The organism is Paenibacillus sp. YPG26 (assembly GCF_023704175.1).
In the GTDB taxonomy this organism is placed as follows: domain Bacteria; phylum Bacillota; class Bacilli; order Paenibacillales; family Paenibacillaceae; genus Fontibacillus.
On sequence record NZ_CP084530.1, the window covers coordinates 1,747,690 to 1,761,138 of the forward strand.

Consider the following 13,449-nt stretch of genomic DNA (forward strand, 5'->3'; position numbering starts at 1 on the left):
TTGATAAAAAACACAAATCAAATACGCAAAAATCCATTATTCGATTTCCACTTTTTTTGTTATACTTAGTAAAATCAAATTAATCGGAGGATTGCGAATGTTTCTACACGGTACAAGCACAATCAATACACAAGGACACCTCGAAATTGGAGGCTGTGATACAGTAGAGCTCAAAGAGAAATATGGAACACCCTTATATATTGTTGACGAGGCGCTAGTTCGTCAGCGGAGCCGCGAATATGTGGAAGCCTTTAAGCAATCCGGACTTTCTTTCCAGGTTGCCTATGCGAGCAAAGCGTTCTGTACGCTGGCCATGTGCCGATTGGCAGAGGAAGAAGGGCTCTCTCTGGATGTTGTATCTGAAGGAGAGCTCTACACAGCACTGCAGGCTGGATTCCCAGTAGGAAGAATTCACTTCCACGGGAATAACAAGACGCCTGAAGAGATTCAGATGGCGATTACAGCGGGGATTGGTTGTTTTGTTGTTGATAATTTCACCGAGATTCATCTGCTGAATGCGATTGCTAAGGAGAATGATGCCCGGGTTAACGTACTGCTTCGTGTTACTCCAGGGGTAGAAGCCCATACGCATGAATATATTTCCACGGGTCAGACAGACTCCAAGTTTGGATTCGATATTGGAAATGGCTCGGCATTTGAAGCTGTGAAGCTGGCAAGCGAGCAGTCCAATCTGAATCTGCTGGGCGTTCATTCCCATATCGGCTCCCAAATCTTTGAGGTGGAAGGCTTCCAGATGGCGGTTGAGCGCGTTGCCGCTTTTGCCAAATCCGTAAAAGAGCAGCTGAATGTGATCTTCCAGGTTGTGAACCTGGGCGGCGGCTTCGGAATCCGTTATATGGAAGAAGATACCCCGCTTAAGATTTCCGAGTATGTTAAAGCCATTACAGATGGCGTGAAGCAGCATTTTACCGGAACCTATGACAAGCTTCCTGAAATCTGGGTTGAGCCAGGCCGGAGTATTGTCGGGGATGCGGGCACAACCTTGTATACGGTCGGTACAACTAAGGACATTCCGGGCGTGCGCAAATATGTGGCTGTAGACGGAGGTATGACCGATAACCCTCGTCCGGCGCTGTATGAGTCGAAATATGAAGCTATGCTGGCGAACCGCGGGAACGATCAGTCGGAAGAGACAGTATCTATTGCAGGCAAATGCTGCGAGAGCGGAGATATGCTGATTTGGGATTTGGATCTGCCAAAAGTAAGCAGCGGCGATCTCCTGGCAGTCTCCTGCACAGGTGCATATAACTATGCCATGGCAAGCAACTATAACCGGATTCGCAGACCAGCAGTGGTCTTCGTGAAGGACGGGGCAAGTGATCTCGTGGTGAAGAGAGAGACTCTGAATGATATCGTTGCCAATGATCTGATTCCTGAGCGGATCCAGAAGCAGCCTTCATTTAACTAATTATTAGAGGCGGGAGCTGTCAGCTTCCGCTTTTAATTTTGCACTGGGACGGGTTTCATAGTACACTAATGTACGTTGAGTTGTACCCCACTTTGGAAGGAGATGCTTTACATATGGCAAAACAAGCTAAAATCAAAATGGAAAATGGCGGAGAAATTCTGATCGATCTGTTCGAGAATGATGCTCCTAATACTGTGGCTAACTTCGAGAAGCTGGCTAACTCCGGTTTCTACAACGGACTTACATTCCACCGTGTAATCCCTGGATTCGTCGCTCAAGGCGGTTGTCCTAACGGCACGGGTACAGGTGGCCCTGGATACACCATCGATTGCGAGATCAATCCGAACAAGCATGAGCGCGGTGTGCTTGCTATGGCCCATGCGGGTAAGAATACAGGCGGAAGCCAGTTCTACATTACTTATGCTCCACAGCCTCACCTGGATGGCGTGCATACCGTATTCGGCAAGGTTGTTCAAGGTATTGAACTGGTAGATGAGTTCAAAGGCCGCGACAAAATGGAAAAAGTGGAAGTATACGAAGCCTAAGTTCAGTATACAATGCCTAAGTTTAAAGATATAGATCAACGAGAACAGGAGTCCGAATGGACTCCTGTTTGTTGTGCAGCGGAACTAACGCTTAGCGTCCTGAATGCTTCGCTTCATCCTTCACTTCGCTCCGGAATCCGGCGATACTCTCAAGGCGCCGATGGTTCTTGGCCTCAATGTCGCTCTTCTCCTCCGAAGTGATTTCATCTGCATGCTCACTCAAATAGTCCTGCGCTTCGCGGTAGTTCTCAATTGAGTTATGAATATGCTTTTGGAGCTTCTCCACATTGTCTGAACGGTTGTCCGGCTTCGGTCTTGTCATAATGAAACCCTCCTCAAAGTGAAGTTGTATGGAATGCTTCAGGTGAACGATTATAGACTTCCCTGAATACATCCCAGGTACCCGGGGCGAGCCCAAGCATCTTGAGGGAGGAAATGAAAAAGTTGCATTTTTGACAGCCGCTATGATAACATGACAATCAAGTTTAATAGTGTTTTATCCTTCGGGGTCGGGTGAAATTCCCAACCGGCGGTGATGGTGCATACGTGCATCTTAGTCCGTGACCCGGCGAAGCACACAGTGCATCGTCGGCTGACCTGGTGTAATTCCAGGACCGACAGTACAGTCTGGATGGGAGAAGGATGACGCGAACTGCATGACAAGGCTTGGCTTTGTTGTGCTGTTTTAGGGCATATGTTTATTTGAGCAACCATTTTTTGCACGAGACGTTTCTTTTTAAGAATTTCGTTTCTTGTAATAAGCATTGTGGGCAGCTTGAATGAATGGCTATGCCTTAGTTTCGCTGCATAGATCTCTCGTACCCCATCCGGAATTCTTTCCGTATGGGGTTTTTTATATTTAGAACCACGTGGTGCCGAAAGGAGATGACCTCTCAAGTGGAGTTCGTGAATGATGAGTATTACATGTCCATGGCACTGGATATGGCAGAGAAGGCAAGGGGTCAGACGGGAACCAATCCGGTTGTAGGTGCTGTAGTGGTGAAGGATGGATCGATCGCGGGGATTGGCATCCACCTTAAGCAGGGAACTCCTCATGCCGAAGTCCATGCGCTTAATATGGCTGGGGAACTTGCTGTAGGAAGTACCGTGTATGTTACTCTGGAGCCTTGCAGCCATTATGGTCTTACTCCTCCATGCAGTGAGCGATTGATCGCGGAGAAGGTAGCCCGTGTTGTTATTGCATGTGAAGATCCCAACCCCAAGGTTGCAGGACGAGGCATTGCCATGCTCAGGGCAGAAGGGATTGAGGTTCAGGTGGGTGTGCTGCGGGATAGGGCACTGAGCTTGAACAAGAAATTTATCAAATTTATTACTACAGGATTGCCTTATATAACGATCAAAAGTGCCAGCACACTTGATGGTAAAATTGCCTCGGGTGCTGGTGACAGCAAGTGGATTACCAATGAGCAATCACGGGCGATGGTTCATGTGATGCGTCATCAGCATCAAGGGATTCTGGTTGGAATTGGCACGGTCATCGCGGATGATCCAGAATTAAGCACAAGGCTGCCAGTTCCGGGAATATCGCCTGTAAGAATCATCGTAGATTCGAGCTTGCGTATACCGGACCATGCGAAGGTGATTACGGACGCCAAGGCGAAGACCATCTTGCTAACGACTGCTCAAGCTAATGGGAACCGGATCAAGGAGCTTGAAGATAAGGGCATCCGGGTTATTCCCTGCGGAGATGGCCCCACGGTAGATCTGAATCTGGCGTTAAAGCAGCTGGGCAGTGAAGGAATATCCTCGATACTGGTTGAAGGGGGCGGCAGCATTAACGGCAGCTTCATTCAGGAGAAGCTTGTGGATGAAGTAGCCTTGTTCATCGCGCCTAAATTGATCGGGGGTCTAGGATCAACCGGGAACTTCGTCTTCGAGGGATATGCTCAGATGAGAGACGCGGTCACCTTGAAGGATATGTCCGTAGAGGTCATTGACGACAATGTGCTGATTAGGGGCACTCCTGTATGGAGAGAGTAAAATGTGCAATGTATCAGGGGACACGAATTGATTGCCAGAAGATAAGAGCAGGGAGGAGGTGCAGGCATGTTCACAGGGCTTGTTGAGGAAGTAGGGACCCTTAAGTCGGTGCAGCGTAAAGGAGAGGCCATGGTGCTGGATATTCAAGCCAGTGTGATTATGGAAGATCTGAAGCTTGGCGACAGCATCGCAGTCAATGGGGTCTGTCTTACAGCGGTGTCTAATCAAGGGAACTCTTTTGCCGTTGACGTAATGCCAGAGACCTACCGTCACACCAATCTTAGCGCATTGAAAGTTGGCGGGAAAGTAAATCTGGAACGTGCAATGGCAGCAGGCGGGCGATTCGGTGGGCATATTGTTCAGGGACATGTGGATGGCACAGGGACGATTACGGGCGTAACAAGGGACCAAAATGCGGTAGTGTACGACATCGCACCCTCCCAACAATCTTTATTCAAATACATTATACCTCAAGGCTCTATTACGATAGATGGAATCAGTCTTACGGTTGTCAGGTCGAACGGAGAGAAGTTCAGTGTCTCTATAATCCCCCACACCTTGGCGGAGACAGCTCTTTCGGATAAGCGGGCAGGGGATACCGTTAATTTGGAATGTGATGTGCTTGGCAAATATGTAGAGCACCTGTTGAATTATGGAAGCAGAGAGAAGGGGATGGAGGCTGCTCCGAATAAGCAGGGTGTAGGGATGCAGTTTCTCATTGAGAACGGCTTCGCTTAACTGATGACATTCCAAAGAAGATGCAGTTGAAAATATGACAGTCTCAACAAGCGTGAACAGTTGAACTGAGTCCTTCTATACACAAAGGAGTGAGTAGCTATGAGTGATATCCGGCTTGATTTGGTTGAAGAAGCCATTCAAGATCTTCAGAACGGAAAAGTCATTATCGTGGTGGATGATGAAGACCGGGAGAATGAGGGTGACTTCATTGCCCTGGCCGAGAAAGCGACACCCGAAGTGATTAATTTCATGATCAGCCAAGGGCGTGGCCTCGTATGTGTGCCTATTACGCAGGAACGGGCGGATGAGCTGGATTTGAAGCCGATGGTTGCGCAGAATACCGATTTTCATGGTACTGCATTCACGGTCTCGGTAGATCATAAGGATACGACCACGGGCATATCTGCAAAAGAACGCTCGGTTACGATCCAGGGTCTAATGGACCCGGATGCCAGACCCTCTGATTTTCGCCGTCCGGGCCATATGTTCCCTCTAATCGCCAAGAAAGGCGGAGTGCTCCGCCGTGCAGGCCATACGGAAGCCGCTGTGGATCTTGCGATATTGTCAGGAGCTTATCCCGCTGGCGTAATCTGCGAAGTAATTAAGGAAGACGGCACGATGGCCAGATTACCTGATCTGATGCAGATTGCCAAGACTCATGGGCTGAAGCTGATCAGCATCAAGGATCTGATTCAATACCGCAATGAGAAGGAGAGGCTGGTTAACCGGGAAGTGGAGGTCCGGATGCCGACTGACTATGGCGTCTTCCGGGCGGTTGCCTACTCCAATGAAGTTGACCAGAAAGAGCATGTTGCCTTGGTCAAAGGAACCATTGACAGCAGTAAGCCAGTCTTGGTGAGAGTACACTCCGAGTGCTTAACCGGTGATGTATTCCATTCTCATCGCTGTGACTGCGGACCCCAGTTCGAGGCAGCACTGCGGCAGATTGAGGAGGCGGGCAACGGGATTCTGCTCTACATGCGCCAAGAAGGGCGGGGCATCGGGCTGATCAACAAGCTGAAGGCCTACAAGCTGCAGGAAGAAGGGCTTGATACGGTCGATGCCAATCTGAAGCTTGGCTTTGCCGCTGATCTACGTGACTATGGTATCGGGGCTCAGATCCTGAAGGACCTTGACGTGCGGGAGATTAAGCTGATGACCAACAATCCTCGCAAAATTAAAGGGCTGGAGGGGTATGGTCTTCAGGTTGTGGAACGTGTACCTATCCAGATGAAGGAGAATGAAGATAATACGAATTATCTTCATACCAAACAGGCCAAGCTGGGACATATGCTGAAATTCGACGATCTTGAACAGAATGAATCGGCAGAGATCTGAAATTAACTAATTAAACCAAGAAGGGTTGATGAATCATGGGGAACATTTTTGAAGGGAATTTGGTATCGGAAGGTCTTAAATATGCCATAGTTGTAGGGAGATTTAACGAGTTCATTACAAGCAAGCTGCTTGGAGGAGCCCAGGATGCGCTCAAGCGGCATGGTGTCAAGGATGAGGAAGTAGATGTGGCGTGGGTGCCGGGAGCTTTCGAAATTCCATTTGCTGCCCAGAAATTGGCGGAGAGCGGCAAATATGACGCTGTAATTACGCTTGGGACTGTAATCAGAGGATCCACTACTCACTATGACTATGTATGTAATGAAGTTGCCAAAGGAGTCGCAGCTGTCGGCATGAAGACAGGTGTTCCTACGATCTTCGGCGTGCTTACTACGGAGAGCATTGAGCAGGCGATTGAGCGGGCAGGCACCAAAGCCGGGAACAAAGGCTGGGATGCGGCTACCGCAGCGATTGAAATGGCAAACTTGACGAAACAATTAAAATAGTGCTTATTTAGTGTAGTACCATTATAATGGTACTACATTTTTATTTTATCGGGCGGAGGAGCAACACGTGACAGTACTTTACAAGCTGGAGACCTTTGAAGGACCGCTCGATCTGCTGCTGCATCTGATTGATAAAGCGGAGATCGATATTCATCATATATCCATTAGCGAGATTACAGACCAATATTTAGCCTATCTGAACAGTATGCAGGAGCTGGAGCTGGAAATTACCAGCGAGTTCCTGGTCATGGCAGCAACGCTGTTATCCATCAAGAGCAAGCAGCTGCTTCCGAAACCGCCCGTTATCGAGATTGAAGAGGATTACTATTATTATGAGGAAGAAGAGGATCCGCGGGATGAGCTGATTCGTAAGCTGATCGAATACCGGAAGTATAAGGGTATCGCGGAGCATCTGCATGATAAGGAGTGGGAGAGAAGTCTTATATTCTCCAAAGAACCGGAGGACTTGTCTCCATTCATGCCTGAAATTATAGAGAATCCGGTCAAAGGGCTGCATGCGGCCGACCTCATCGCCGTCTTCCAGAAGGCGATCCGCAAGGCGGTCAAACGGAATACTGTAACCCGTATTCAAAGAGATGAGATTTCGGTCAAGGACCGCATAAGAGAAGTAGTTACGGCGCTGGAGTCGCAGGGGAAGGGCGGGAGGATCTTGTTCTCGAAGCTCCTGCATGAGGAAATGCATAGACACGAGATTGTCGTCACTTTCCTGGCTGTTCTGGAATTGATGAAAATGAAGCAGATTGTCTGTTATCAGAACAAGCTGTTCGATGATATTGTGATGGAGTGGAAAGGGGAAGGAAGCAAGAATGGATTTTCAGAAGATGAAATCAATTATTGAAGGCCTGCTGTTCCTGGCTGGTGATGAAGGGCTTACCGTCAAGCAGCTGGCAGAGGTGTTGGATCAGCGCAGTGAAGTGATTATCGATGCGCTTAAAGATATGAAGAAATCGTTCAAGAAGGCAGGGCGCGGGCTGCAAATTATATCGATAGCGGGTGGGTATCAGCTGGCTACCTTGCCCGAGCACGCTCCATACTTCGAGAAGCTGGCCTACTCCCCTTCGCGTTCGTCCCTGTCCCAGGCGGCACTTGAGACTTTATCCATTATTGCCTACCGCCAGCCTATTACCCGGATTGAAATTGAAGAGATCCGCGGAGTGAAGTCGGAGCGGGCAATTCATACCCTGGTGAACAAGGATCTGATCGAGGAGGTTGGCAGGGCCGAAGCGATCGGACGCCCCATTCTATATGGAACGACCAAGGCATTCCTTGATTATTTCGGCCTGGGAAGCCTGGTTGATCTGCCGGAGATGGAGCAGTTCGAGAATACGGAGAACCTTGAAGAGGAGACCCAGCTTCTGTTCCAGAAGCTTGAAGAACAGCAGCAGCTTAGTTTCGATGATGTAGAGAAATAAAACCCGATTATTGTATATTTAGCTTCACAAGGGCCGCTCTAACTGGAGCGGTTCTTTTTTTCCTCTTAAAGTGAATACTTCCTTATCTTGGTGCCATACTATACAAAGCTTCTAATTCAGTCACCAGTATGGAGGGTTGCACGTGTGGATGTGGCTCGGAGGATTGCTGCTCCTGCTGCTGATCTTGATCTTCGCGGCTTTGATCTCCAGAATCAAGCTGACCCTTAATGTGAATAAGCTCGGTAAGGACGATACCATATTAATTGAGGTCTCAGCTCTTTTTGGGTTATTTAAATATCACTATGAAATCCCCATGCTCAAATTCAAGAACCTCAAACAAGGCCTGCAAGTGAAGGAAAAGAAGGAAGCAAATGTGAAGCAGGACGAACAGAAGGAAGACCAGACGAATATCGGGAAGGACAAGATTGATTACTGGATCGATAATTGGAAAAGCATGCTTGCGGCTACACATGATCTCAAGCTATGGCTTAACCGGACACTGAGAGAGGTTAAAGTCAGGCATTTAGACTGGACGACAGAGCTCGGACTGTCAGATGCCGTTCATACGGCCCAGCTAACCGGGGCATTATATGGAGTGAAATACAGCCTTGTCGGTATGCTGTCGTATCAGCTTAGGCTTCTGGTCCCCCCTAAGTTATTTGTGATCCCGATTTACGGGAACCAGCCTCATTTTTCCACAAAAATGACCTGTATAGCAGAAATACGGTGTGGTTATGCTATATATGCTGGACTGGTGCTCATAGTTCGAGTGTTAAAAGTGAAAGGAGGAGCTAAGAAATGGCAGAACATCCTATTCAAGGGCTGATGCAGACGGCTCTTGAGAACATTAAAGACATGGTTGATGTGAACACAATTGTAGGTGAGCCGGTGGAGACGCCGGATGGAAGTGTAATTCTGCCTATCAGCCGTGTCGGCTTCGGATTCGCTGCGGGGGGTAGTGACTTTAATATCGAAGACAGGCATGAGAAAGCAGGAGCTAACGGAGAGGGTAAAGTCCGGCCGTTCGGCGGCGGAAGCGGCGGCGGTGTATCCATCAATCCAATTGCCTTCCTGGTTGTCGGCAAGCAGGGCGTTAATGTGGTGCCTCTGGACAATCAGACTCATGTCGTGGAGAAATTGATTGATGCTGTTCCTAATGTCATTGATAAGATTCAATCCTTGTTCCCTAACTCACATTCTCAATCAACTCACAGCTCAAGCAATTACAGCTCTAATGCCGGCGGCTTGACAGGAGCTGTCAACGCATACCCGACAGGGCAAATGAATACAAGCCTAAATGAGAATCCGAATACGCAGCATGGGCATACCCTGCTCTAGGCCTTAACAAGAAGTTGCCATGAATCCCTTCCTGCAGCAAGCGGAAGGGTTTTTCATGTCTTGGAAAAAGGACATACTGTCCTGCTACTCTGCATACTATGGTATAAGTATTTGGGCTTATCCCACTCGGAGGAATACAACATGTATATACCCAAGTCAACGATTTTACTTACAATAACCACACTGTTAACTTTCTTCACGATGCAGCCTGCGCAAGCTGGGCCTTCCAAGCCTGATCCCGTTCATGGGCCAGTGACGCATGCTAGGGCCGCTTCTTTAATTGATGTAACCTCGGGACGGATCATTTACAGCGTGAAGGGTGATCAAATTCTGCCCATCGCCAGCTTGACCAAGATCATGACCGCGATTGTAGCTATTGAGCATGGCCGTCTGAATGACATGGTGAAGGTCGGTAAGAACGCTTTTGCCAAAGAGGGCTCCTCCTTGTATCTGAAGCTGGGTGAACAAATGACCCTTAACAACCTGCTCTACGGACTGATGCTCAGATCGGGTAATGATGCGGCTTCCGCAATTGCTGAACATGTCGGCGGCTCGGAAGAAGGGTTCGTGTATCTCATGAACGAGAAGGCGAGGCAGCTCGGGCTTGCGCACTCCCATTTCTCCAATCCGCACGGGCTGGATACCCAGGCACATTATTCGTCCGCGAATGATCTGGCGAAGCTGACTGCCTATGCTTTGCATAATCCGGTATTTAGAGAAATCGTCCGCACAAAAGTGAAGACAGCGCCGAACCCTAATGATCCATGGGAATATAAGTGGGCTAACAAAAATAAAATGCTGCGCCTCTATGATGGTGCAGACGGTGTGAAAACAGGATATACCAAGATCGCCCGCCGGTGTCTCGTCAGTTCCGCTACCCGAAGTGGACAGCAGCTTGCAGTTGTGACGCTCAACGATGGGGATGATTGGAATGATCATGCCAAGCTGCTGGATTTCGGGTTCAGCAACTACCCGCTTAAGACACTGGCTCAGGCTGGCGAGTCTGTCCAGCAAGGCAGCAATCTTGTGACAGGTTCAGGCTTCAAATACCCACTGCGAACCGGGGAAGCGCAGCGGGTTGTTAAGAAGTTAACTCTACTCAAGCCTCAGCCGGCAGATTTCCAGCTGCGTGCCAGGTTAGAATTTCTGCTGCAGGATAAGCTTATAGGTTCAGTACCTGTGTATACACAATCCGCGCAGGAGCGCAGACCAGCTAATACCCGTAAATAGAGATTATGACGAAGAATAAGTAGAAAATGCACCGCTGACCACAGTAACACATGGGGGAGGAGTTCTAGTGGTTAACAAAATATGGCTTGCTTTTATTTTGATTGGTTTTGCTTTTGCCGCAGCCAAGGGGAATATTAATGTTGTGACTGAAGCGGCTTTTGATGGGGCTACGACCGGGGTGACCGTCTGCTTCGGCCTGATCAGCATTATGGTATTCTGGCTGGGAATTATGAGGCTTGCTGAGGATTCTGGACTGGTAAAAGGGATATCCAGGCTGCTTGGTCCAGTCGTATCATTTTTGTTCCCGGATGTTCCAAAGAATCACCCTGCGATGGGGTTCATCCTCTCTAATATGAGCGCGAACCTGCTTGGATTAGGCAACGCAGCAACGCCGATGGGAATCAGGGCCATGCAGGAGCTCCAGACCCTGAATCCGGACAAGGACAAAGCAACCCCTGCCATGTGTACCCTGCTCGCGCTGAACACAGCTAGTATCACGCTAATCCCTACGACATTGATCGCGATACGAATCAGCTTTGGTTCTGCCAATCCGGCAGAAATTGTAGGCACAACGCTTGTGGCGACAATGATAGCTACTCTCGCGGCAATTATGGCGGACCGCTGGTACCGCAACAAGTATGCGAGGAAGCATCCGCCAGTAATACCGCCTGCAGCAACTTTGACCGTAGAGAGGTGAGGAACCTTGCAAACCTGGATCCACTTGTTCTCCAATTGGGCTGTTCCGGTAATGATCGCTTTCATTCCACTGTTTGCCTTTATCCGGAAGGTTCCTGTCTACGAGTCATTTGTTGACGGCGCGAAGAGCGGATTCAATACAGCGATCGAGATTATTCCTCATCTGGTGGGAATGATGGTAGCAATCAGCGTCTTCCGGGCTTCAGGCGCCATGGACTTCTTTACAGGCTGGATCGCCCCTCTGATGACCTGGCTCGGTGCACCGCCCGAGGTTCTGCCTCTTGGGTTTCTAAGACCGCTTACGGGGACAGGCTCGCTTGCTTTTACCACTGACCTGATCAAGACTTATGGAGCTGATTCCATGATCGGAAGGATAGCCTCCACCATACAGGGAAGTACGGATACAACGTTCTACGTGCTGACAGTTTATTTTGGCGCTGTAGGAATCAAGAATGGAATGTATGCCCTGAAGGTGGGCCTGTTCTCTGATATCATCGGATTTATTGCGGCAATTGCCATATGTCTGATTGTATTTGGATAGGTACGCGGGATGTAATTCATTTGAAGCTCAAGAGCTGCCCAAAGGCATGAGTGGATGGCTGCCTAGTCGCAGATTGTTTGCATTACGTTCCAATATTGAATAACGCGGCCCCAGCCCTCTTCGGAGGGCTATTGTGATTTTATACCTTAGTGGGTATCATTAGGATGAGGTGACTTATAAGACAATGGAAAGATTACAGAAGATATTAGCCCAGGCAGGTGTAGCTTCACGCAGAAAGTGCGAGGAGATGATCCTTGCGGGTAAGGTTCAGCTGAACGGAGAGACCGTAACGGAGCTTGGTACGAAGGCCGATCCGGCAGTTGACGAGATTACCGTGAACGGCAAGAGAATTGGAATTGAGAAGAAGCTGTATATTGTATTCAACAAACCGAAAGGTGTTATTACCAGCGCGTCTGATCCTAAGGGCCGCAAGATCGTAACCGATTATTTAAAAGGTGTAAATGAACGGGTATTCCCGGTTGGACGTCTTGATTACGATACAGAAGGATTGTTGCTGTTAACTAATGATGGTGACTTCGCCTATTTGCTCACACATCCGAAGCATCACGTGCCTAAGACTTACTTGGCCACCGTCAAAGGAGTGCCCCATGGTTCAGATCTGGACAAGCTGAAGAAAGGGGTCATGCTGGAGGATGGAATGACCGCGCCTGCAGAGGTGGATTACTACGATATCAGTGCGGATGACAAGGAGTCCACAATTCGAATTACGATTCACGAGGGCAGGAACCGGCAGGTCAGACGTATGTTCGAGTCGATTAACCATCCGGTTCAGCGGCTTAAGCGTATCTCGTTCGGAGAACTTCACCTCGGGAACATGAAGCGCGGACTATACCGCCATCTAACCGCTGCTGAGATCGAAGATCTTAAGAGAAGCGCGAAGAAAGCGGACAAGCAGGGAAGAAAATAGCAGACACATAATCTTCAAATAACGAAGCTGTATATGTGGCAGTATTCGTTATAATATTCATAGGATATTCACTAAATGTCCATAAATACAGAATGAACTATGACATTTTTCGCATCTTAATTGGATGTAAGTTAATAGTTCAGTCTGTATTTATAATATTCGTCATAGAAGGGAAGCTGCTTGAGCATGAAGAAATACAGGCGACCGGTGCAAATCGTGATTCTGCTCTTCATCGTAATATTGGGCGGCTATGCGATCAGCACCGCAGTGCTCGGCTCCCACGACAGACTGCAGGTTGGCAGCAAGGCGCCTTCTTTCTCACTGCTTGGCATTGACGGCGGTGTGCATCAATTGAACGAGTACGAAGGCAAGGCGATGGTTATCAATTTCTGGGGCACATGGTGCAAGCCATGCGTTAAGGAAATGCCCGCACTTCAGCAGCAATGGGAGAAGTGGAAGGATAAAGGGGTCGTTGTTCTGGGCATCAATGCAGGTGAGGATCAGATGACCGTGCAGAATTTCGCGAAGGACCGCGGGGTGACCTTCCCGATACTGCTTGATTCGAATAGTGATGCTGTACGGGATTATAATATCTCGCCTCTTCCTACGACCTTTTTTGTAAGCGCTAAAGGTAAGATCACCTCCATTCATCAAGGTGAGCTAGATCTGGAGACACTCGACAGCCAGATCGGCCAGTTAGTCGCGCCATGAGACAGGAGGTAACAAATC

The 13,449-nt window shown here is 48.7% G+C and carries 16 protein-coding genes and 1 riboswitch; of the genes, 15 read left to right on the forward strand and 1 reads right to left on the reverse strand.

What is annotated here, in order from left to right:
* Positions 1 to 97 precede the first annotated feature (97 nt).
* Together lysA and LDO05_RS08175 are read left to right on the forward strand one after the other, a co-directional pair.
* Positions 98 to 1,429, forward strand: coding sequence for a diaminopimelate decarboxylase (gene lysA, locus LDO05_RS08170; RefSeq protein ID WP_251378347.1), 1,332 nt, complete (start codon positions 98 to 100; stop codon positions 1,427 to 1,429).
* Positions 1,430 to 1,542: 113 nt separating this feature from the next.
* Positions 1,543 to 1,974: a peptidylprolyl isomerase gene (locus LDO05_RS08175; RefSeq protein ID WP_251378348.1), complete on the forward strand. Its 432-nt coding sequence runs from the start codon at positions 1,543 to 1,545 to the stop codon at positions 1,972 to 1,974.
* Positions 1,975 to 2,065: 91 nt separating this feature from the next.
* Here LDO05_RS08175 and tlp read toward each other — a convergent pair whose 3' ends face one another.
* Positions 2,066 to 2,296 (reverse strand): small acid-soluble spore protein Tlp, encoded by a 231-nt coding sequence (tlp, locus tag LDO05_RS08180; RefSeq protein WP_251378349.1) that lies wholly within the window; start codon positions 2,294 to 2,296, stop codon positions 2,066 to 2,068.
* Positions 2,297 to 2,469: 173 nt separating this feature from the next.
* Positions 2,470 to 2,621, forward strand: a riboswitch (FMN riboswitch).
* 250 nt (positions 2,622 to 2,871) lie between these two features.
* Here tlp and ribD point away from each other — a divergent pair.
* The 13 genes from ribD (at position 2,872) to resA (ending at position 13,431) form a co-directional block, all read left to right on the forward strand.
* The gene (gene ribD / locus LDO05_RS08185; RefSeq protein ID WP_251378350.1) at positions 2,872 to 3,975 is read left to right on the forward strand and encodes a bifunctional diaminohydroxyphosphoribosylaminopyrimidine deaminase/5-amino-6-(5-phosphoribosylamino)uracil reductase RibD; all 1,104 of its coding nucleotides are present in this window, start codon (positions 2,872 to 2,874) and stop codon (positions 3,973 to 3,975) included.
* A gap of 66 nt (positions 3,976 to 4,041) precedes the next feature.
* The gene (ribE, locus tag LDO05_RS08190; RefSeq protein WP_251378351.1) at positions 4,042 to 4,713 is read left to right on the forward strand and encodes a riboflavin synthase; all 672 of its coding nucleotides are present in this window, start codon (positions 4,042 to 4,044) and stop codon (positions 4,711 to 4,713) included.
* Positions 4,714 to 4,812: 99 nt separating this feature from the next.
* Entirely contained in the window at positions 4,813 to 6,051 is a 1,239-nt protein-coding gene (locus tag LDO05_RS08195; RefSeq protein ID WP_251378352.1) for a bifunctional 3,4-dihydroxy-2-butanone-4-phosphate synthase/GTP cyclohydrolase II, read from the forward strand.
* 35 nt (positions 6,052 to 6,086) lie between these two features.
* Positions 6,087 to 6,554: a 6,7-dimethyl-8-ribityllumazine synthase gene (gene ribH / locus LDO05_RS08200; protein WP_251378353.1), complete on the forward strand. Its 468-nt coding sequence runs from the start codon at positions 6,087 to 6,089 to the stop codon at positions 6,552 to 6,554.
* 67 nt (positions 6,555 to 6,621) lie between these two features.
* Complete coding sequence (locus LDO05_RS08205; protein WP_251378354.1) at positions 6,622 to 7,413, forward strand: segregation and condensation protein A; 792 nt, start codon at positions 6,622 to 6,624, stop codon at positions 7,411 to 7,413.
* The gene (gene scpB, locus LDO05_RS08210; RefSeq protein WP_251378355.1) at positions 7,382 to 7,987 is read left to right on the forward strand and encodes an SMC-Scp complex subunit ScpB; all 606 of its coding nucleotides are present in this window, start codon (positions 7,382 to 7,384) and stop codon (positions 7,985 to 7,987) included. Before LDO05_RS08205 ends, scpB begins: the two co-directional genes overlap by 32 nt.
* A gap of 148 nt (positions 7,988 to 8,135) precedes the next feature.
* Positions 8,136 to 8,813, forward strand: a complete 678-nt coding sequence (locus tag LDO05_RS08215) for a DUF2953 domain-containing protein (protein ID WP_251378662.1) — start codon at positions 8,136 to 8,138, stop codon at positions 8,811 to 8,813.
* Positions 8,786 to 9,325: a GerW family sporulation protein gene (gene ytfJ, locus LDO05_RS08220; RefSeq protein WP_251378356.1), complete on the forward strand. Its 540-nt coding sequence runs from the start codon at positions 8,786 to 8,788 to the stop codon at positions 9,323 to 9,325. Before LDO05_RS08215 ends, ytfJ begins: the two co-directional genes overlap by 28 nt.
* Positions 9,326 to 9,466: 141 nt before the next feature.
* On the forward strand, positions 9,467 to 10,555 hold the full coding sequence (locus LDO05_RS08225; RefSeq protein WP_481857029.1) for a D-alanyl-D-alanine carboxypeptidase family protein: 1,089 nt from the start codon (positions 9,467 to 9,469) through the stop codon (positions 10,553 to 10,555).
* A 67-nt stretch (positions 10,556 to 10,622) separates the two neighbouring features.
* A complete protein-coding gene (locus tag LDO05_RS08230; RefSeq protein WP_251378357.1) occupies positions 10,623 to 11,252 on the forward strand; it encodes a nucleoside recognition domain-containing protein in 630 nt (209 codons plus the stop codon).
* Positions 11,253 to 11,303: 51 nt separating this feature from the next.
* Positions 11,304 to 11,792: a spore maturation protein gene (locus LDO05_RS08235; protein ID WP_251378664.1), complete on the forward strand. Its 489-nt coding sequence runs from the start codon at positions 11,304 to 11,306 to the stop codon at positions 11,790 to 11,792.
* Positions 11,793 to 11,976: 184 nt separating this feature from the next.
* On the forward strand, positions 11,977 to 12,720 hold the full coding sequence (locus tag LDO05_RS08240; RefSeq protein WP_251378358.1) for a pseudouridine synthase: 744 nt from the start codon (positions 11,977 to 11,979) through the stop codon (positions 12,718 to 12,720).
* Between the two features lie 186 nt (positions 12,721 to 12,906).
* Positions 12,907 to 13,431 (forward strand): thiol-disulfide oxidoreductase ResA, encoded by a 525-nt coding sequence (gene resA, locus LDO05_RS08245; RefSeq protein WP_251378359.1) that lies wholly within the window; start codon positions 12,907 to 12,909, stop codon positions 13,429 to 13,431.
* Positions 13,432 to 13,449: the final 18 nt, after the last annotated feature.

Excerpts from the sequence above, each read along its gene's own strand:
- lysA (WP_251378347.1), top strand. The coding sequence starts at position 98 with ATGTTTCTACACGGTACAAGCACAATCAATACACAAGGACACCTCGAA.
- LDO05_RS08175 (WP_251378348.1), top strand. The coding sequence starts at position 1,543 with ATGGCAAAACAAGCTAAAATCAAAATGGAAAATGGCGGAGAAATTCTG.
- tlp (WP_251378349.1), bottom strand. The coding sequence starts at position 2,296 with ATGACAAGACCGAAGCCGGACAACCGTTCAGACAATGTGGAGAAGCTC.
- ribE (WP_251378351.1), top strand. The coding sequence starts at position 4,042 with ATGTTCACAGGGCTTGTTGAGGAAGTAGGGACCCTTAAGTCGGTGCAG.
- LDO05_RS08195 (WP_251378352.1), top strand. The coding sequence starts at position 4,813 with ATGAGTGATATCCGGCTTGATTTGGTTGAAGAAGCCATTCAAGATCTT.
- ribH (WP_251378353.1), top strand. The coding sequence starts at position 6,087 with ATGGGGAACATTTTTGAAGGGAATTTGGTATCGGAAGGTCTTAAATAT.
- scpB (WP_251378355.1), top strand. The coding sequence starts at position 7,382 with ATGGATTTTCAGAAGATGAAATCAATTATTGAAGGCCTGCTGTTCCTG.
- LDO05_RS08215 (WP_251378662.1), top strand. The coding sequence starts at position 8,136 with ATGTGGCTCGGAGGATTGCTGCTCCTGCTGCTGATCTTGATCTTCGCG.
- ytfJ (WP_251378356.1), top strand. The coding sequence starts at position 8,786 with ATGGCAGAACATCCTATTCAAGGGCTGATGCAGACGGCTCTTGAGAAC.
- LDO05_RS08225 (WP_481857029.1), top strand. The coding sequence starts at position 9,467 with ATGTATATACCCAAGTCAACGATTTTACTTACAATAACCACACTGTTA.
- LDO05_RS08235 (WP_251378664.1), top strand. The coding sequence starts at position 11,304 with ATGATCGCTTTCATTCCACTGTTTGCCTTTATCCGGAAGGTTCCTGTC.
- LDO05_RS08240 (WP_251378358.1), top strand. The coding sequence starts at position 11,977 with ATGGAAAGATTACAGAAGATATTAGCCCAGGCAGGTGTAGCTTCACGC.
- resA (WP_251378359.1), top strand. The coding sequence starts at position 12,907 with ATGAAGAAATACAGGCGACCGGTGCAAATCGTGATTCTGCTCTTCATC.